Origin of the sequence: Pseudomonas sp. Q12-87, assembly GCF_001269755.1 — a bacterium.
Lineage (GTDB): Bacteria > Pseudomonadota > Gammaproteobacteria > Pseudomonadales > Pseudomonadaceae > Aquipseudomonas > Aquipseudomonas fluorescens_S.
This window is the reverse complement of sequence record NZ_LHVI01000016.1, coordinates 109,844-130,041: the sequence shown is the minus strand read 5'-3', so window position 1 is coordinate 130,041 and position 20,198 is coordinate 109,844. Positions and strand designations below refer to the sequence as shown.

General features: G+C 62.1%; 13 protein-coding genes. 6 read left to right on the top strand and 7 right to left on the bottom strand.

Going from position 1 to position 20,198, the window contains the following annotated elements:
- Window positions 1-191: 191 nt before the first annotated feature.
- Genes AD663_RS10870 through AD663_RS10860 form a run of 3 tightly spaced genes read left to right on the top strand, consistent with a single transcriptional unit; the run spans window position 192 to window position 5,673 of the window.
- Complete coding sequence (locus AD663_RS10870) at window positions 192-1,436, top strand: exonuclease SbcCD subunit D C-terminal domain-containing protein (protein WP_003180684.1); 1,245 nt, start codon at window positions 192-194, stop codon at window positions 1,434-1,436.
- Window positions 1,433-5,074 (top strand): AAA family ATPase, encoded by a 3,642-nt coding sequence (locus AD663_RS10865; RefSeq protein WP_003180682.1) that lies wholly within the window; start codon window positions 1,433-1,435, stop codon window positions 5,072-5,074. The genes AD663_RS10870 and AD663_RS10865 overlap by 4 nt, the downstream gene beginning before the upstream one ends.
- Window positions 5,071-5,673, top strand: a complete 603-nt coding sequence (locus AD663_RS10860; protein ID WP_003180681.1) for a glutathione S-transferase — start codon at window positions 5,071-5,073, stop codon at window positions 5,671-5,673. Before AD663_RS10865 ends, AD663_RS10860 begins: the two co-directional genes overlap by 4 nt.
- A gap of 146 nt (window positions 5,674-5,819) precedes the next feature.
- Here the strand turns inward: AD663_RS10860 and AD663_RS29290 are convergent, their stop codons facing one another.
- From AD663_RS29290 to AD663_RS10830, 7 genes are all read right to left on the bottom strand, one after another.
- The gene (locus tag AD663_RS29290) at window positions 5,820-5,945 is read right to left on the bottom strand and encodes a hypothetical protein (protein ID WP_003180680.1); all 126 of its coding nucleotides are present in this window, start codon (window positions 5,943-5,945) and stop codon (window positions 5,820-5,822) included.
- Between the two features lie 162 nt (window positions 5,946-6,107).
- On the bottom strand, window positions 6,108-6,287 hold the full coding sequence (locus AD663_RS10855; protein ID WP_003180676.1) for a hypothetical protein: 180 nt from the start codon (window positions 6,285-6,287) through the stop codon (window positions 6,108-6,110).
- 155 nt (window positions 6,288-6,442) lie between these two features.
- The gene (locus AD663_RS10850; RefSeq protein WP_033045980.1) at window positions 6,443-7,618 is read right to left on the bottom strand and encodes a lactonase family protein; all 1,176 of its coding nucleotides are present in this window, start codon (window positions 7,616-7,618) and stop codon (window positions 6,443-6,445) included.
- Window positions 7,605-7,901 carry a DUF5629 family protein gene (locus tag AD663_RS10845; protein ID WP_050551598.1) on the bottom strand — a complete coding sequence of 99 codons (297 nt, stop codon included), beginning with the start codon at window positions 7,899-7,901 and terminating at the stop codon, window positions 7,605-7,607. The genes AD663_RS10850 and AD663_RS10845 overlap by 14 nt, the downstream gene beginning before the upstream one ends.
- A gap of 236 nt (window positions 7,902-8,137) precedes the next feature.
- Window positions 8,138-9,718: an aldehyde dehydrogenase (NADP(+)) gene (locus AD663_RS10840; RefSeq protein WP_003180671.1), complete on the bottom strand. Its 1,581-nt coding sequence runs from the start codon at window positions 9,716-9,718 to the stop codon at window positions 8,138-8,140.
- 13 nt (window positions 9,719-9,731) lie between these two features.
- Window positions 9,732-10,724: an AraD1 family protein gene (gene araD1, locus AD663_RS10835; protein ID WP_053213693.1), complete on the bottom strand. Its 993-nt coding sequence runs from the start codon at window positions 10,722-10,724 to the stop codon at window positions 9,732-9,734.
- Between the two features lie 157 nt (window positions 10,725-10,881).
- Complete coding sequence (locus tag AD663_RS10830) at window positions 10,882-12,204, bottom strand: MFS transporter (RefSeq protein ID WP_053213692.1); 1,323 nt, start codon at window positions 12,202-12,204, stop codon at window positions 10,882-10,884.
- A gap of 193 nt (window positions 12,205-12,397) precedes the next feature.
- Between AD663_RS10830 and AD663_RS10825 the strand changes: the two genes are divergently transcribed.
- From AD663_RS10825 to AD663_RS10815, 3 genes are all read left to right on the top strand, one after another.
- Window positions 12,398-14,134, top strand: a complete 1,737-nt coding sequence (locus AD663_RS10825; protein ID WP_003180666.1) for an IlvD/Edd family dehydratase — start codon at window positions 12,398-12,400, stop codon at window positions 14,132-14,134.
- A gap of 223 nt (window positions 14,135-14,357) precedes the next feature.
- A complete protein-coding gene (locus tag AD663_RS10820) occupies window positions 14,358-15,077 on the top strand; it encodes a FadR/GntR family transcriptional regulator (RefSeq protein WP_003180664.1) in 720 nt (239 codons plus the stop codon).
- Between the two features lie 135 nt (window positions 15,078-15,212).
- The gene (locus AD663_RS10815; protein ID WP_053213691.1) at window positions 15,213-19,925 is read left to right on the top strand and encodes a hypothetical protein; all 4,713 of its coding nucleotides are present in this window, start codon (window positions 15,213-15,215) and stop codon (window positions 19,923-19,925) included.
- Window positions 19,926-20,198: the final 273 nt, after the last annotated feature.

Below are 20,198 nucleotides of genomic sequence, written 5' to 3'. Positions count from 1 at the left end.
TTGCTCCCGCTGGGGCGCGCAGCGGCCCCTTTCTTGCGATTGCTGCGCAATCGAGCGGGAGCAAGCTCCCTCGCCACAGGCCTTGCTCCAATCCTGCAAAGTCGAGCAGGTCCTCTCCCCCGTTTCCCAGTAAACTCTGCTTCTTTTAGCCGCCCTCTTCAGGCGGCCATCATCTGTTTCTGGAGTTCACCTTGCGTCTGTTTCACACCTCCGACTGGCACCTGGGGCAAAACCTGCACGGCCAGGACCGCGATTTCGAACACGCCTGTTTTCTCGAATGGCTGTTGCGCCAGCTCAACAGTGAAAAACCCGACGTACTGCTGATCGCCGGCGATATCTTCGACACGGTGAACCCGCCGGTCAAAGCCCAGGAGCGGCTGTACGATTTCATCGTCAGCGCCCATGAGCAAAACGCCAACCTGACCATCGTGATGATCGCCGGCAACCACGACTCGGGCTCACGGATCGAGCTGCCGGCGCCCCTGATGCGGCGTTTGCGCACCCATGCCTTGGGTCGGGTGTTGTGGCTGGACGACGGCCAACTGGATGTCGAGCGTCTGCTGTTGCCGCTGCCCGACGCCAAGGGCAAGGTCAAGGCCTGGTGCCTGGCCCTGCCGTTCCTGCGGCCGGCTGAAGTCACCGGCGCGCAACTGGGCGATGACTATTTGCGGGGCATCGGCCAGGTTCATGAATGGCTGATCGCCGCCGCCAACGCCAAGCGCAAGAAGGGCCAGGCGCTGATTGCCGTCAGCCATGCGCACATGGCCGGCGGTTCGGTGTCCGAGGACTCCGAACGCAGCCTGATCATTGGCAATGCCGAGGCCTTGCCCGCCAGCCTGTTCGGCTCGAGCATCAGCTATGTCGCCCTGGGTCATTTGCACAAGCCGCAAAAGGTCAACGGCGAAGAGCGCATCCGCTATAGCGGCTCGCCGATTCCACTGTCGTTCTCGGAAATCGGCTACCAGCATCAGATCCTCGACGTGACCCTGGACGGGGAAACGCTGCTCAAGGTCGAGCCACGGCTGATTCCCCGTGCCGTCAACCTGCAACGCCTGGGCCCGGCGGCGCTGGCCGACATTCTTCTGCAACTTGAGGACCTGCCCGACATCGACCTGCTGGCCGACATCCAGCGCCAACCCTGGCTGGAAGTGCGGGTGCGCCTCGATGAGCCGCAGCCAGACCTGCGCCACCAAGTGGAAACCGCGCTGCAAGGCAAAGCCGTGCGACTGGTGCGCATTGCCGCCGAATACGCCGGCAGCGGCAGCGCCGGGGGCAGCGATGATGGCGCCGCCCTGATCGAACTGGACCAACTCAGCCCGCAGGAACTGTTCAGCCGCGCCTGGCAGGACACCTACGGCAACGACGTGGACGAACAGACCCTCAAGGATTTTGCCGTGCTGTTGCAAGACGTGCAGATGGAGAGCGAGCAACCATGAAGATCCTCGCTATCCGCCTGAAAAACCTCGCCTCCCTGGCCGGGCCGTTCGAAATCGATTTCACCGCTGAGCCCTTGGCCAGCGCCGGCCTGTTCGCGATTACCGGCCCCACGGGTGCCGGCAAGAGCACGCTGCTCGACGCCTTGTGCCTGGCGCTGTTCGGCGCCGTGCCGCGCCTCAACAACACCGGACGCGATGCCAAGGTGCCGGACGCCGACGGCGAAATCGCCACGGGCGATCCACGTACCCTGTTGCGCCGTGGTACGGGCGACGGTTATGCCGAAGTGGATTTTCGCGGCATCGACGGCCGCCGCTATCGCGCCCGCTGGGAAGCCAATCGCGCCCGGGAGAAAGCCGGCGGCAAGTTGCAAGCCAGCCGCCAGAGCTTGCGCGACCTGGACAACGATCAACTGCTGGCGAGCCAGAAAGGCGAATACAAGACCCAGCTCGAAGCAGCCCTGGGCCTGAACTTCGAGCAGTTCACCCGCGCCGTGCTGCTGGCCCAGAGCGAGTTCAGTGCTTTTCTCAAGGCCGACGACAACGAGCGCAGTGAGCTGTTGGAAAAACTCACCGACACCGCCCTGTACACCCGCCTCGGCCGCCGTGCCTTCGACAAGGCCAAGCAGGCCAAGGAAAGCCACAAACAATTGCAGGACCAGGCCACCGGCGTCACACCGCTGGCACCCGAGGCCCGGGCCGAGCTCGACCAGCGTTTCGACGAAGCCCAGCAACAGCTCAAGACCGAACAGGCGCAGCTCAAGCAATTGGAGCAACAGCACACCTGGCTCAAGGACCTGGATGTATTGAAGGACGAACAGGCCAGTGCCGCCGAGCAGTTGCAACAGGCCCAGGCCGATTGGAGCGCCCTGGCCGATGAACGCCTGAAACTGACGCGCCTGGAGCAACTGGCGCCGCAACGGCATCAATTCGTTCGCCAGACCGAACTCAATCGTCAGCTTGAACCGCTGGCAGCGCAGATCCGGCACCTCACCCAGCAGCAGATCGATTTGCATGCACAGCAGGCCGAACTGGAAAAAGCCCTGGACGAAGCGCAACGCTCGCTGACCAGCGCCCGGCAACAAAGCGTCGACAGCGCACCGCTGCTGCGCCAGGCCTTCGACGAGCAAAGCACCCTCGCCCGCCTGGCCCAAGAGGCGAACCTTGCCGCCGAACGCCAGGAACAGGCACAACAGGTCTGCGCCGAAGGCCAGCGCACGATCGACACCTTGCTCGAACAGCAGAAACAAGTGGCCGAGCGTTTGCAGCGCATCGCTGGCGAGCTTGAACAAAGCATCCACCTTGCACCGCTGAGCGATGCGTGGAATGCCTATCGTGATCGACTCCAACAATTGATGTTGATCGGCAATCGATTGAGCAAGGGCCAGGCCGAACTCGCCACGCTTGAGCAGGATGCCGCCCGCACCGCCGAAGAGCTGACGACCCGCCGGCAAGAACTTGAAGTGCTCTACAAGGAAGCCGGCGCCGAACCGGAAGCGGTGACCGAACAGCTCCAACTGCTCGGCACACTGCTGCAAGACAACCGCAAGCAACTACGAGCGTTCGAAGAGCTGACCCGGCTGTGGGCCAGCCAGCAAGACCTGGACAAACGTGGCGCCGACCTGGAACAACGCCAGCAACAGGCGTTGCAGGAACGCGACCGACTGGTGCGCGAAGGCGGCGAAGCCAAGGCCGAACTGACCATTGCCGAACAGACCCTGCGCGTCACCCGTGACCTGCTGGAACGTCAGCGCCTGGCCCGCAGCGAAAGCGTCGAGCAATTGCGCGCACAGTTGCAGGACGAACAGCCCTGCCCAGTGTGTGGCAGCGTCGAGCATCCTTATCATCAGCCCGAAGCCCTGCTGCAGAGCCTCGGTCGTCACGATGAAAACGAAGAGGCCAACGTTCGTAAAGCGGTCGAGCAGCTCAACGAAAAAGTCATCGACCTGCGCGCGCAATACAGTGGCGTCATCGCCCAGCTCAAGGAACTCAAACAGCAGCAGGAACAACTCGCTGTCCAGCAACAAAGCCTGGCGCCAAGCCTGGAAGCCCACCCGCTGTCGGCGCAATTGCTGGCCCAGGATCCGGAAAAACGCGACGCTTGGTTGGCCCAGCAGAACAGCCAGCTGCACCAGCGCATCGGCCAGGACGAACAGCGACAGACCGCCCTGCTGACGCTGCAGCAGGACGCCGCGCGCCTGGCGCAACAGCTGCGCAACGCCGAAACAGCGAGCCAGCAGGCCTCGCAGCACCTGACCAACCAGCAGCAAGCGTTGGCTCAGGATCGCCAGCGCCTGGACGAAGAGTTGAACCACTTCAGCGCCCTGTTGCCGGCCGATACGCTACAGGCCTTGCGCACCGAGCCCGCCGCGACCTTCATGCAGCTCGACCAGCAGATCGCCCAGCGCCTTGAGCAACTGGAACAGCAGCGCGACGAACTCGGCGAGCAGCTCCAGCGCCTGCAAGCTCTGGAAAAAGAGCAGGACCGCCAGCAGACCCGCATCCAACAACTGGAAGCGGCACGCCTGCAGTTCAACGCCCTGAGCGAGCAACAGCAGGCCTGCCAGGAAAAACTCGCGCAACTGCTCGGCCAACACGCCAGCGCCGAACAATGGCAGCACCAACTCGACCAGAGCCTGGAACAGACACGGGAGGCCGAGGCGACGGCCAATCGACGGTTGCAGCAGTTGCGCAACGATCTTGTGCAACTGGCCGCCGAACTCAAGGCCCGCCAGGAACAGGCGCAATCCCTGGAGCAGGAGCTTCAGGCCCTGGCTGCAGGTATCACACAGTGGCGCACCGGCCATCCTGAACTGGACGACGCCGCTATCGACGCCCTGCTCGGCCTGGATGAGCAACATATCAGCCAATTGCGCCAGCGCTTGCTCAACAGCGAAAAAGCCATCGAGCAGGCCCGTGTGTTGCTGACCGAACGCGAGCAGCGCCTACAGAACCACCAAACCCAGCACAACGGCAATCTGTTGCCGGAGCAATTGGCCGAAGCCCTCACCGCGCTGCAAGCCCGATTCGCCGCCAGCGAACAAAACTGCGCCGAGTTACGAGCCCAGCAGGCCGAGGACCTGCGCCGACAGAACGCCAACCAGGCCCTGGCCCGACAGATCGAACAGGCCTACGCCGAATACCAGCGCTGGGCACGCCTCGATGCCCTGATCGGCTCCGCCACCGGCGACCGTTTCCGCAAACTGGCCCAGGCCTACAACCTCGACTTGCTGGTGCACCACGCCAACGCCCAGTTGCGCCAGTTGGTGCGCCGTTACCGACTCAAACGCGGCGGCAGCATGCTCGGGCTGCTGGTGATGGACACGGAGATGGGCGATGAACTGCGCTCAGTGCACTCGTTGTCCGGCGGCGAAACCTTCCTCGTTTCCCTGGCCTTGGCGCTGGGCCTGGCCTCGATGGCATCCAGCACGCTGAAAATCGAGTCGCTGTTCATCGACGAAGGGTTCGGCAGCCTCGATCCCGAATCGCTGCAACTGGCGATGGACGCCCTCGATGGCTTGCAGGCCCAGGGTCGCAAGGTCGCGGTGATTTCCCACGTGCAGGAAATGCATGAGCGGATTCCGGTACAGATCCAGGTTCGTCGCCAGGGCAATGGACTGAGCACGGTGGAGGTGAAATGAGCTGCGCCACGCTCTACTCCTTCCGCCGCTGCCCCTATGCGATGCGAGCGCGGATGGCGCTGCGCTACAGCGCTGTCGAGGTAGACATTATCGAAGTCAGCCTGAAGGCCAAGCCAGCCCAGATGCTCGCACTGTCCAGCAAAGGCACGGTGCCTGTATTGGAAGCCGATGGCAGGGTGATCGATGAGAGCCTGGAAATCATGGCCTGGGCCTTGGACCGGAATGACCCAAACGATTGGCGGCTGTTGCATGATTGCGAGGGACAAGCGTTGACGGCGACGCTGATCGAGGAAAACGACCAGGTGTTCAAGCAGCACCTGAACCGCTACAAATACCCCGAGCGCCATCCTGGACAGCCGATGGAGCATTATCGGGCCGAGGGGGAGGTTTTTCTGGGGCGGTTGGAAGCGCTGCTCGAAGCGCGGCCGTTCCTGGCGGCGAATCACCAAAGCCTGGCCGACGTGGCGCTGATGCCCTTCGTGCGGCAGTTTGCCCATGTCGATCGCGAGTGGTTCGCCCAGGCGCCTTATCCGCATTTGCAGCGGTGGCTGCAACGGTTTCTGACGTCCGAGCTGTTCGTGGCGATCATGGCCAAGTAACCATTCATTCGATGCAAACGCTTACGTGGCGAGGGAGCTTGCTCCCGCTGGGCCGCGCAGCGGACCCTTTATGGCGATTGCTGCGCAATCGAGCGGGAGCAAGCTCCCTCGCCACATAGGCAACCTGCCCTTTCCAACCGACCCGATCAGTCGCTAAGCAAACTCAACAATCGCTCGCGCGCCACTTCCAACTCGCCGGAATCCGGCTGGGCGGCTGAAACAATCGGGGTTGAATAAAGAAACAGCAACATCACTGCCAGACGCATTGCCATGGTGTCGATCCTTAATCTGCAAAGGAGTCAATTTGTCAGCGTCAAATTTAAACACATGGCTATATGATATTACAGCAAGTATTTTCATAAACGACGAAGCCTGCGATCTTTTCTCTTCAGTCAAAGACGAAAAGATCGCAGGCTTCATTGGTTGCGGGGCGCTCAGTGTTGGATCTTGTGGTCCAGCGCTGCATAGAAATTGGCGCTCTGTTGCAGGTATTTCTGGGTGTAGCTCTGGGTGCTGTTTTTTTTGTTGCTGATCTCGATGCTGGCACTGGCTGGCAGCGCTACGGTGGCGGAGATAGCGGAAGCGGCGATGACGGAGAAGAGATTCAGGTTCATGGCGGTAGTCCTCGGATTCAGTTGGCTTAATGGCCGGTGGGGCCGTGAAGCAAACTTACGCGCCGAGGCGTCCCGCTTTGAAATGCTTTGCAATACTAGCGACTATCAGTCTTCTTGATACAACCGCGCAGGCCCCGAATAACGGGGCCTGCGGTCTATTGAGGGACAATGAATTTCACATCGCTCGGCGCATCGATGGGCAGTTTCTGCACGGTTTTACCCAGTAAGCCGGTCTTGGGATCACGCTCCAGCACCACGATCTGGTTGCTCTTCTGGTTGGCAACCAGCAGGAACTTGCCGCTTGGGTCGAGGCTGAACTCCCGAGGATGATCTCCCTCGACGGAGCGCCGCTGCAGCTCTTTCAGCGTGCCTGCGGCCGGGTCGATGGCAAACACCAGCAGTTCATTGGTGGTGCCACGGTTACTCACATAGAGGAACTTGCCGTCCCGGGAAGCATGCAACGCCGCCGCTGCCCTGCCCGGCTGAGGCTTGCCCGCCGCCAGGTCGACCAGTTGACGCTGGGTCAAGCGTCCGTCCTGGTAATCGAACACGGCCACTTGCGCGCTCATTTCCATCGTCAGCCAGGCGTGCTTGCCATCAGCGCTGAACAGCAGGTGACGCGGACCGCTGCCGGGCGGCAGTTGCACGAAGGCCGGATCGGCGGCGGTCAACGGCAGCTCGGGGTTGGCCTTGGGGTCGTAGCGGTAGATGAAGACTTTGTCCGCTCCCAGGTCGTTGGCGAACACAAACCGGCCATCGGGTGAGGACACGGCAGAATGCACATGAGCCGATAGCTGCCGCTCGGGATTGACCCGACTTGGCTGATGGCTACTCAACTGCACCACGGATGACAGCTTGCCGCTGGCGTCCACCGGCAACACCGCCAGGGTGCCGCCCGGGTCTTCCACGACTGAATAATTGCTGACCAGCAGATGCCGACCGTCGCCCGTGAGGCTGGAATGGGTCGGCTCGTTGCCCAGGGACTGCACCTGGTTGATCAGGCTCAGGTCATGGGACTTTGCGTCGATGGCGTAGCTGCTGACTTTGCCCACCGGGTCTTTCTGGCCCGGTCCGTTTTCGTTGACCACGAACAGCCGGGTCATGTCAGGGGAAAGGGTCAGCCACGAAGGGTTGTCCGTCTTGATCACTTGCAGTGGGTTGGCATCGAGCTGGCCGGTACGGCTGTCGAATTGCAGGCGGTAGATGCCCTGGCTCTGGCCGGCGGTGTAGGAACCGACCAGCAATTGATGACGCTCGTCGGTACCTGCCTGGACGCCCATGGCGCCCACGCTGCCGGCCATCAACAGTGGCCAGAGACTACGCATTTTCATCTTCGTCGTCCTCATCGTCGTGGCCGCTGGTCGCTTCCACGCATTCCAGATGGTGGTCGCCGGAGTCACTGGTGATGATCCAGTGATTCGAGGCCTTGTCGAACGTCGCGGCCTGCATTTGCGCCGGCGTGAAGCGCCAGTGCTCGAGGGTGCGGCCGTTCATGCACTCGACGTGCAACTGGTCCTGCTCGTCGAGCTCAAAATTGAATGCGTGCAGCCCGTCGATAATCAGCATGTCGCAGGATTCGAGGGCTTGCAGCAGGGGGGCGGTTACGGCAGTCATGGTGATCAGTCGGTCGTTGGGAAAGTTGGCATGATAACCCAATGTGCGAGTGGGCCTTGGGCCATAACTTCAGAAGCGAGGTTGACTGGACTGTCACCTTCGCGAGCAAGCCCGCTCCCACAATGGGATGAGCGGCGAACACACATTTTGTATCCGTACAAATCCACTGTGGGAGCGGGCTTGCCCGCGAAGAGGCCGGCCCATCCAACTTCAATGCGCCTGCCTCACCGCAACCCTCAGAGCGCCTCGCGCCCCGGCACCCCATCCACCAGCCGCTGGATGCCCAGCGGGTTGGCGTTCTTCAGCGGCTCCGGCAGCAAGCTGTCCGGATAGTTCTGGAAGCACACCGGACGCAGGAAACGATCGATTGCCAATGTCCCTACCGAAGTGCCACGGGCATCGGAGGTCGCCGGGTAAGGCCCGCCGTGAACCATCGAATCACACACCTCGACCCCAGTCGGATACCCGTTGAGCAGGATGCGACCGACCTTCTGTTCCAGCAGCGGCGTCAATTCGCTGAACTGCTCGAAGTCCGCCGGCTCGCCGATCATCGTTGCGGTCAGCTGGCCGTGCAGGCCATTCAACGCGGCGCTGAGTTGCGCCTGGTCCGCCACTTCGACGAATACTGTGGTCGGGCCGAACACTTCTTCCTGCAAGACCTCGTCGCCGTTGATCAACAGGCTGGCATCGGCCTTGAACAGTTGCGGCTGGGCCTGGTTGCCCTGTTGCGCGCGGCCGGCCAAGTGTTCGATGCCCGGGTGCGCCAGGAGTTTTTCCAGGCCTTTGCCGTAGCTTTGCAGCGTGCCGGCATTGAGCATGGTTTGCGGCGCCTGGTCGCCGATCAGCGCAGCCACCTGTTGGGTGAAAGCAGTGAATTGCGGCGAGCGAATGCCAATCACCAGGCCGGGATTGGTGCAGAACTGGCCGCAACCCTGCACCACCGAGGCGGTCAAGTCGCGAGCGACGCTGTCGGCGCGGGCTTGCAGCGCTTGCGGCAACACGATCACGGGGTTGATGCTCGACATCTCGGCAAAGACCGGGATCGGCTGTGGCCGGGCGGCCGCCATGTCGCACAGGGCACGTCCACCCCGCAGTGAGCCGGTGAAGCCCACGGCCTGGATCGCCGGATGCTTGACCAGCCATTCGCCGACGCCGCCACCGTAGATCATGTTGAAGACGCCGGCTGGCATCGCGGTTTTTTCCGCCGCGCGGATGATCGCGTCGGCGACGTGCTCAGCGGTCGCCATGTGGCCGCTGTGGGCCTTGAACACCACCGGGCACCCGGCGGCCAGGGCCGACGCGGTGTCACCACCCGCCGTGGAAAACGCCAGGGGGAAGTTGCTGGCGCCAAACACCGCCACCGGCCCCAGTCCGATGCGGTATTGACGCAGGTCCGGACGCGGCAGCGGCGTGCGCTCAGGCAATGCCCGGTCGATGCGCGCACCGTAGAAGTCACCGCGGCGCAGGACTTTGGCAAACAGACGCATCTGGCCACTGGTGCGCCCGCGCTCGCCCTGGATCCGTGCCGCCGGCAACGCGGTTTCACGGCAGACCACAGCCACGAACTCGTCGCCCAGGGTATCCAGTTCGTCGGCAATGGCCTCGAGAAATTCCGCCCGGCGCGCCGCGCTCAGGCTCCGGTAGGCCGGATAAGCCGCGGCGGCGGCCTTGGCGGCGGCATCGACTTCTTCTGCCGTGGCCTGGACGAAGTCATGCGGCAAGGCCTCGCCAGTGCTGGCGTCGACGCTTTGCAGGCGAGTCTGGCCGGCCGCGCTGCGCGTCCCGCCGATGTAGTTGTGACCAAGGATCTGGTTCATCGCAAGTCTCCTTTTAAAGTGTGCCGATAGTACCCGGGTTGAACACCGCGTCTACCGGAGCAATGCCGTTGACCAGCGGAGCGCCGAATTCAGCCTGGCTGATTTCGAACACATCCCCCGGTTGGGTGCGGATGCCGTCGGCGAACGACAGCGTCGCGGTGCCGAAGAAGTGAACGTGTACGTCCCCCGGGCGCAGGAACTGACTGTACTTGAAGTGATGGAATTCCAGGTTCTCGAGGCTGTGGCACATGTTGGCCTCGCCACTGAGGAACTCGTTCTGCCACAGCACCTCGCCGTTGCGCAAGATACGACTGGTCCCGGACAGATGTTGAGGCAGTTCACCCACGCGAAGTTCCGGACCGAAACTGCAGCTGCGCAATTTCGAGTGGGCCAGGTACAGGTAATTCTTGCGCTCCATCACGTGGTCGGAAAACTCGTTACCGACGGCAAAGCCCAGGCGATAAGGCTTGCCGTCGTGGCCGATGACATACAGGCCACTGATTTCCGGCTCTTCGCCGGCGTCTTCGGCAAACGGCGGCAACGGAAACGGATGGCCCGGGCGCACGACGATGCTGCCGTCACCCTTGTAGAACCATTCCGGCTGTACACCGGCCTGTCCAGCCTGGGGCTTACCGCCTTCCACGCCCCACTTGAAGATGCGCATGGTGTCGGTCATGGCGCTTTCGTCGCCCGCCTGCTGGTGCATTTTGTCCCGGGCCGAGGCGCTGCCCAGGTGGGTCAGGCCAGTGCCGCTGACCAGCAGGTGCGCCGGATCCGGGTGATCCAGCGGCGGCAGGATGCGCAGCTCACTGAGCAATTGCGCGTAGTCATGGCCGGCGCCCAGGCCCAGGCTCTCGACCTGCTGCTCAAGCTTCACACCCGCCTCGATGGCCGCCAGCGCCAAGTCGCGCACGCTACCGGCGCCCTGCACTTCCCGCACCTGGTCGCCGTCGACTACACCGACGCGACGTTCGCCGTTAGGCAATTCGAACTGAACTAAACGCATGATGTTCTCCCTGTAAACAATACTTAAATACACCGTCAATCACCTGTGGGAGCGGGCTTGCCCGCGAAGACGGCGGTACATTCAACATTGATGCAAGCTGACCCACCGCTTTCGCGGGCAAGCCCGCTCCCACATTGTTCATCTCAGCCTTCGAATTTTATGTACGCGTCGCCCCACGGGCACTGGCCGCGAACTGATCCGCCGGCAACGCATGCTTGCGCTCCAGCAACCGATACACCACGCCAGTCAACACCAGGCCGAACACCATCACGCAGGACAGGAAATACAGCCCCGACGCCAGGTTACCGGTGTATTCCTTCAGCGCGCCGATCACGAACGGCCCGATGTAGCCACCCAGGTTGCCCACCGAGTTGATCAGCGCAATGCCCGCCGCTGCGCTGGCGCCGGCAAAGAACCGCCCCGGCAAGGTCCAGAACACCGCTGTGCAGGAAAACAGTGCAAACGCCACCAGGCATAGCGCCGCCAATTGCAACACCGGCACCGACAGCCAGGCACTGAGGAACAGGCCGATGGCGCCCAACACATACAGCACGGCCAGGTGACCGTAGCGATCATTCAAGCGGTCGGAGCTGCGAGGAATGATCAGCAAACCGATGATGCCGAAGATATAAGGCACCGAAGAGACAAAACCAGTCACCAGGTCGCTGCCACCGAATTGTTTGATCAGCGTCGGCAGCCACAAGCCCAGGCCGTAGATGCTCAGGGTCACCGGCAGGTAGAACAGCGCCAGCAGCAGGACCCGTTTGTCCTTCAGCGCATGCAGCGGATTGCCATGGCGAGTCTGGCCGTACTCCTGCAGGTCCTTCTTCAACTCGCCGGTCAGCCAGTCCTTTTCGGCCTGGTCCATCCATTTGACCTGTTGCGGACCATCGGGCAAGTAACGCAGCACCGGCCAGGTCAACAGCACCGCCGGCAGGCCGATGACGATGAACAACCACTGCCAGCCATGCAGGCTCAGCACCCCATCCATGCCCAACAGGCCGCCGGACACCGGGCCGGTGATCATCATCGCGATCGGTTGGGACAGAATGAACAGGCCCAGGATTTTGCCGCGATGGCGCACCGGGAACCATTGGGTGATGTAGTACAGCACGCCCGGGAAGAACCCGGCTTCGGCCGCACCCAGCAAAAAGCGCATCACATAGAAGCTGTGCGGCCCCTGCACGAACGCCATGCCGATGGTGATGGCGCCCCAGGTGATCATGATCCGGGCGAACCAGCGTCGGGCACCGAAGCGTTCCAGCATCAGGTTGCTGGGGATTTCCAGCAGGAAATAGCCAATGAAAAACAGCCCTGCACCCAGGCCGTAGGCGGCATCGCCAATGCCGAGGTCGGCGCCCATGTGCAACTTGGCGAAACCGACGGCGGAGCGGTCCACGTAGGCGATCAGGTACAGCAGGATAAGGAAGGGAATCAGTTTCAGCGTGATGCGACGAATAAGCCGCAATTCCTGGCTCATGGGACCGTTCTCCGATTGTTGTTGTTATAGAACCTCGGGGGATTTCTCTCGCGAATGACCGCCAGGACAACCCCTCCGTTGAATCGGACTATATAGTAATACTATTTACCCAACAACACTTCCAAACCGCGCAAATTGCGCTTATGTTACGCTCACGCTAGAACAATATAGTCATACAATAAGAGAATCTATCATGTCTGATAAGAAACCCTCCCTGCGCTCGGCCCAATGGTTTGGCACCGCCGACAAAAACGGCTTCATGTACCGCAGCTGGATGAAAAATCAGGGCATCGCCGACCATCAGTTCCACGGCAAGCCGATCATCGGCATCTGCAACACCTGGTCGGAGCTGACGCCATGCAACGCGCATTTCCGGCAGATCGCCGAGCACGTCAAGCGCGGCGTGATCGAGGCCGGGGGCTTCCCGGTTGAATTCCCGGTGTTCTCCAACGGCGAATCGAACCTGCGCCCCACCGCCATGCTGACACGCAACCTGGCGAGCATGGACGTGGAAGAAGCGATTCGCGGTAACCCGATTGACGGCGTGGTCCTGCTCACCGGTTGCGACAAGACCACCCCCGCGCTGTTGATGGGCGCCGCCAGTTGCGACGTGCCGGCCATCGTCGTCACCGGCGGGCCGATGCTCAACGGCAAGCACAAGGGCCAAGACATCGGCTCGGGCACCGTCGTCTGGCAACTGAGCGAGCAGGTCAAGGCCGGCACCATCACCATCGACGATTTCCTCGCGGCCGAGGGCGGCATGTCCCGCTCGGCCGGTACCTGCAACACCATGGGCACCGCGTCGACCATGGCCTGCATGGCAGAAGCCCTCGGCACTTCCCTGCCGCACAATGCGGCCATACCTGCGGTAGATGCCCGGCGTTACGTGCTGGCCCATATGTCCGGCATGCGCGCCGTGGAGATGGTCCGCGAAGACTTGAAACTGTCGAAAATCCTGACCAAGGAAGCCTTCGAAAACGCCATCCGTGTCAACGCGGCCATCGGCGGCTCCACCAACGCGGTGATCCACCTCAAGGCCATCGCCGGCCGCATCGGTGTGCAACTGGACCTGGACGACTGGACCCGCATCGGTCGCGGTATGCCGACCATCGTCGACCTGCAGCCTTCCGGACGTTTCCTGATGGAAGAGTTCTATTACGCTGGCGGCCTGCCCGCGGTGCTGCGTCGCCTTGGCGAAGCGAATCTGATCCCCTACCCGGACGCCTTGACCGTCAACGGCAAGACCCTCGGCGAGAACACCAAGGACGCGCCGATCTATGGCCAGGATGAAGTCATCCGCACCCTGGACAACCCGATCCGCGCCGACGGCGGCATCTGCGTGCTGCGCGGCAACCTGGCGCCATTGGGCGCTGTGCTCAAGCCGTCCGCTGCCACCGCTGAACTGATGCAGCACCGCGGCCGCGCGGTGGTGTTCGAAAACTTCGACGAATACAAGGCGCGGATCAACGATCCGGAACTGGATGTGGACGCCAACTCGATCCTGGTGATGAAAAACTGCGGGCCGAAGGGTTATCCGGGCATGGCGGAAGTCGGCAACATGGGCTTGCCGGCCAAGCTGCTGGCCCAGGGCGTGACGGACATGGTGCGGATTTCCGATGCACGCATGAGCGGCACGGCCTACGGCACAGTAGTGCTGCACGTGGCACCGGAAGCCGCCGCCGGCGGACCTTTGGCAGCCGTGAAGGAAGGCGACTGGATTGAATTGGATTGCGCCAGTGGCCGCCTGCACCTGGACATCTCCGACGCCGAACTCGCCGCCCGCCTGGCCGACCTCGCCCCGCCGCAGCAACTGCTGGTGGGCGGCTATCGCCAGTTGTACATCGACCATGTGCTGCAAGCGGACCAGGGCTGTGACTTCGACTTCCTGGTCGGTTGCCGCGGGGCCGAGGTGCCGCGTCACTCCCACTGACCCTTGATTCATGCTCAACAGAAGGTCCTGTGGGAGCGGGCTTGCTCGCGAATGCGGTGTGACAGTCAACCCAAATGTTGAATGTTCAACCGCATTCGCGAGCAAGCCCGCTCCCACATTTGGATCTTCTCTGAGTTCCAGACCGTGCTCGCACTAGCGACCCGCCATCGCCGCGCCTGCTATCATGCGCAGCACCCCCACGCACAGGATCGCGCCACGCCCCATGGATTACCGCAAACCCTCCGACCGCAAGAGCATGCACGCGCGCATCGTCCAGGAACTGGGCATGCAGATCGTCTCCGGGCGCTTCAAGCCGGACGATAAACTGCCCGCCGAAGCCTTGCTGTGTGAGGAGTACGCTGTCAGCCGCCCGGTGCTGCGCGAGGCCACCCGGGTGTTGGTCGCCAAGGGCCTGGTGTATTCGCGACCGCGCGTGGGCACGGTGGTCAAGGCTCGGCGGGAATGGCACATGCTCGACCCGGACGTACTGCACTGGCTGATGCAGAGCAGTCCGCAGAATGAGTTCTTCAATCTGCTGACCAGCGTGCGCAGCATCATCGAGCCGGCCGCTGCCGCCCTCGCCGCCCAGTTCGCCGACGAGAGCGATATCGCCGCCATCCGCGAAGCCTACCAGCGCATGGAGGTCGCACCGACCCCCGAAGCCGTGCTGCAACCAGACCTGGATTTCCACAGCCGCATCGCCGACGCCACCCACAACGACCTGCTCGCCAACCTGTGCAACATGTTGTCGGTCGCCATCGCCGAAGCGCTCAAGCATTCCAACCAGCGCCCCAACCTGCATGAGCTGGCGATGCCACGGCACAAGGCGATTCTCACCGCCATCGAAAACCGTGATGCCCTCGGTGCCCGGCATGCCACGCTGGTGCAACTGGACGATGCCCGCAGTGCCTTGAATGTGGTGCTGGGCGCCGATCCCGCCTGATCCCATGCTTCGGCCCTCCCCGGCCTGACACACATTTCATCCGCCGCGGCGGTATCTATATACCGCCCGCACGAGAGCCAGAGGTCGATACTTTTCCAGGCGTCATTTCCAACGACTCCATGAAAAGGATTTCCCATGACCTCGCCTTCACCGGCTGACAGCCCCGCTGCATTTGCTCAGAGCGTCAGCCTGCAATTTGCCAGTCGCCCAACCTTCGAGCAGTTCGCTCGACGCATGCTTGAACAGGCCATTCAGGAAAAATACCCGTCGCTGGCCTTCGACCTCTCCAAGACCCTGCTCGCCACTCCGGACGTCGCCACTCGCGGCTGGCGACTCCAGCCGTTCATGTCCCGCGTCCTCGATTACCTAGCCTTGGGCACACCCGTGGATTTCAGCGATGCCGGTGGCCTGGCGTGCTTTCTCTCGGAAAAAATGCCGCACCCACTGAGGTCGGCTGAGGGAACGCTGGACATGAAGGTGATCGAAAAGCTCTTGCTTGAATTGCCCTGGAGCGTGCAGATCGGCCTGGCCGATGCGCTGACCCGCTATTGGAACGCAGACATCGCCGCCCCCTCTAAAGCCGATCCTCAAGACTCCATCAGCCGCTGGCGCTGGCTCAGCGACGTGCTCAAAAACAGACTGCACGCCTGCGCCTTGCAACAGCCGGGCCTGTCCAATGCGGCACGCCAAGCGTTGGACCAGATCGTCCGATGGCCGGATCGCGACCGGCGCTTGCTTGGCAAGGGCCAGCCCGCCGTGCATGCCTACAGCCTGGAAACCCGGATGATCGGGGGCGACCACGACACCGTGCTGATCGCCAGTGAAATACTCCTGGCCCACACCACAAAAAATACCGATGTCTTTCTGTTATGCAGCCCTTGCGGCGTCGTGCAGTCCTTCGCTTCCCTGGACGCCTTTACGAGCCACTGGGGCGAACGGATTGCCAGCCGCTACGCCGTCGAGACCGTTACCTGCCGACGCAACGAGATCGATGGCAACGTCTTCGACACCCAGGCAGCCCTGATCCTGGAGCAGCAATTGGCCGACCTGGCAGCTGTGCAATTGCCTTCCCAAATCGGCCTGCAAGACCTGAAGTCGCTTTACGCAGAATTGAGCGACCCGGCCCGTTATCTGCTGGACGGCCCGCGCCTCACGCCTGAAACCTCGGCGCGACTCGAACCGCTATTGCCCGACTGGTTGAAAAACGCGTCCACCCTCGATCAAACGACGTTCCAGCACTACAGCCTGGCCCTGGCCAGCGCCAAGAAGCGCAATCAAGGCCGGACCTACCTCAGCGATATCAAGGACATCAGGACCTATGCAGCCGACGCCTTGCTTGAACAATTGCAGAACACCGACGCCAGCCTGTCGAACACGATAGATGCTCGCCAATACCAGCCCGACGATGTGCAACTGACCTTCAGCGTCGCCGCCGGTTATCCCGGCACTTCCGGGATCATCGAAAAAACAACGATGACCCTGACCGAACTGGCCATCAACAACCTCGTTGCCCGACCCAGCGGCAACCTGGCGCTCGCCCATCGCCTGGGGCTGACGCTTCCCCCGTGGCTGACGCCGGACTTCATCACTCGCAAGGGTGGGTTGATCGAACAGGTCGATATCGGCACGACCTACCCTCGCTATCTGCAACGACACCTGTTGGACGATGGGACTCAAGCCCGGGAACGTGAACGGATGTTCGCCGAGCAGATCCCGGCTCAACTGCCGCTGGAAGCGCTCAAGCAGATGCTCAACAACGAACACGGCGTGACCCGCCCAGGCCTGCGCCTGGTTGAAGCGCTGCTCAAATCCGATCCTGACAGCCAGCGGGTCCGCGACCGCTCGGTGGTCATTCGGCACTTGGCTTTCCTGCGCAAGCCCGAGGCCCACCCCGACACCGTGATCAACATGTTCATCATCGAGCCGCAAGACAGCCGAACCGGCCCGCACCTGCTGTATCGCCCACTCTACGCGCCGTCGCTGCTGCAATACCCGACGCGCGAAGCGCTGCTGCAAGCCATCGTCACCCCCGGTGAGCTGCAGAACAGCGTCCTGACCTGGATGCCCGCCGCCGCGCGCCCGATCTATGCCAACGGCGGTTTCCTGGAGCCGCACATCGTGCGTTTTTTCCAGGGCGATGAATTCAGCGTTCCGGCCAAGCCTGCTCCGGCGACACTCGCCATCGACAGCGTCGACGACGAATTGCAGCAATTCCTGCGCAACGGCGAGTTGATGCGGTACCTCTACGGCAGCAACGCTCGAGCCTTGGTCAGCCAGGCCGACCGGGCATCGGTTTCCAACAGCGAAAGTCGCTGGGCCGTTCTGCTCCAAGGTTCCAGCCTGCTGTTCAACACGCTGTTGATGCCCCTGTTGCGAGGCCCGGCCATGGCCGCCGTCTGGCTATGGAGCCTGATGGCCAGCGCCAGCCATGACATTCCGGCACTAAGTAGCGAAGACGCGGTGACACGGGAACTCGCCGCCGTCGACCTGCTGCTTAACCTCGCCCTGCTGGCGGGCCAGCTGCCATCCACTCGCGCTACCCTGGCGGAGCCCTTGCCCGAAACCCTGAAGCAGCAGGCCATGCGCCCGCCTGCGCCGCGCATCATCCCGGAGCGTTGGCCCTTGCTCGAGCCGCCCGTCATCCGTGAGGGCACTGTTGCCTTGCCGGGGGAGTCGTCCAAGGCCGCCAGCATGAACCTGGACTTCAGTTTCGCCAGCGCCCGCCGCAGCCTGACCGCACAGCAACGCACCCGCTTGGGAAACTTGCAGGTGCCGCGCCCGGCGAGGCTGCCCGGGCCAGTCACCTATGGCCCGTACACCGGCTTATACGTGATCGACAACAAGTGGCACGCATTGGTGGACGACAAGCTGTATCGAGTCACCCCGGAATCGGATGGCAGCGCGACGATGATCGACCCTCGTGCACCGCGCGATCCGGCGCGCAATGGCCCGGTGTTGCGAGCAGATACCCATGGCAACTGGTCCTTCGACCTGCGCCTTCGGCTACGCGGTGGCATGCCACCCAAGCGCTTGGCTCAAATGCGCAACCTGAGGACTCAACGCGCAGCCGAACTGAGCCAGGAACTCAAGAATTACCATGCGCAGGAAGCCAGTCAACAACGAGCCTTGGATGTCGCCCAAGAGGTCATGAGCAGGACCCAGGCAGGCGCGTTTACCGAGGAGCAACGCGCGGCAAAAAGGGCGCAGTTTTATAAGCTGCTCCAGGAACAGACCGACGGCTATTTGAAGCTGCTGGAGCATGTGAACGAGTACGCCAGCCTGGACATGGCCCTGCCGCCCAAGATCATTCGCGCCTTGATGGAAAATGTAGTCAACAACGCCCGCAAGGCCTTCCTGATCAGCGAGTTCGATCTGACGGCACTGGATGCCGCCCACAGCCAGTTCACTGAGAATGCGGACGGATTGCAGGCCGCCGTCGCTGCGAATGTCCAGGGCTACTTCAAGTACCTGGATGCTTTGAGTGACATCAACGATCGCTCGATCCATTGGCTGGAGCTTCGTGACCGCTACCTGGATGCGCTGTTGAACCTGGATGCCGCCGGCGCGCAAGTGTTCGAGCGCCTGACCAGGGACCGGCCACAAGATGAAAGAACCGCACTGGCGACCAAGGCCCTGCAATTACCCACCTTGGCGGCGCTCGTGTTCAAGGATCCCGACTCTGACCTTCCCGAGAACTTGCACAGCATCACCAAGCTATTGATGGAACAGGCGCGCTCCCAATCGGACCTGGGCACCTACGAGCTGACCCCATCGGAACAGCTCGAAGTCTTGGTAAGCCTGACCGAGCACTATGGCGCAGCGCTCGATGCCATGCAGGGCATCAAGGCCTTCAATGCCGGCGACATCGACACTTCTTACTTCGGCAGGTTATTCAGGCTGGTGGAAAGTCTGTACGAGGACGCTTCCAGGAAACTCGCCGCCGAACTCAAACCTGAACCACAACCACGCAAACGCCCGCCAAAACGCAGCAAGACGCCTTCCGGACGCCCGCAGAAGAAGGTGATCAAGACCCGCAAGGGGGGCGTCTTGATCGGGGACCTGAAGCCGGCCGGCACCAGCCTGCCCATCGACGTCGTGGAGTTGCGCTCCGAAGTCGATGACAAATTGCTCGCCATGTATTCGCAACACGACGATGTCTGGGACGTCGTCGAAGTTCAACGACCGGCCCCAACGCCTCGCACCCGGTCGATCAAGACGATCAAGGCCGATGCGCGAAAATTGCTGGATCAGTTGGAAAACAGTCTCTCGAACGCCGAGCGCTACAAAACACAGTGCCGCTTCCCTCAGGAAATCGAGGAGATCATGAACAACGAGGCGAGTCGCTACCGCAAACTTTCCGAAGAGCTGGAAAGGGCTTTCACGGCGACGAAAACGCCACGCACCGCAGGCGATCAGGCGTTGACCGAGCAGCTGTCGAGCGCCGTTTCGCGGATGACCACCCGAGGCAATGAACTGCGCACCGAATTGAGCCTGCAACTGCCCCCGACCGACAGCAACCTTCGCTACCTGTTCGAGAAAAACCTCATACAAGTCGCGAGGCTCGGCGAACGCAAGGCCCTGGCCGGGATTCGCAAGGATTTTCTCCAGGAGTACGCCGTCAACGACCGGGACGGTTGGCCCCTCTGGTATGCGCATTTTCATTACGAAACCGCCGATACGCCAAAAGCGGACTTCAGCGTCGCGCACCTGAAAACCAAGGAACAACGCAAGGAGCACTACCATTCGATGCTCGCCAAGGCCAAAAGCCCTTACGCGGTGGTGAATGTGCATCGAGGCCAGATCGGCAGGCCATTGGCGCAAAGCAAGTTCTTGCCGTTGGCGCCTTGATTACCACAGGTTCGTGTTTGGTCAGAAGTGGCTTGATTGGCCTGACTCACCCAGCCTGTAGCCAAACACAAGACCGTGGCGAGGGAGCTTGCTCCCGCTGGGCTGCGTAGCAGCCCCAAAAGGCTGGAGGCGATCAGTCTGTTACACCGGGGTGCCTGGTTTGGGGGCTGCTTCGCAACCCAGCGGGAGCAAGCTCCCTCGCCACATGAACCGGGTTGCTGTCAGTATTGTGGTGGGGGATTCATCCCCGCTGGGCTGCGTAGCAGCCCTAAA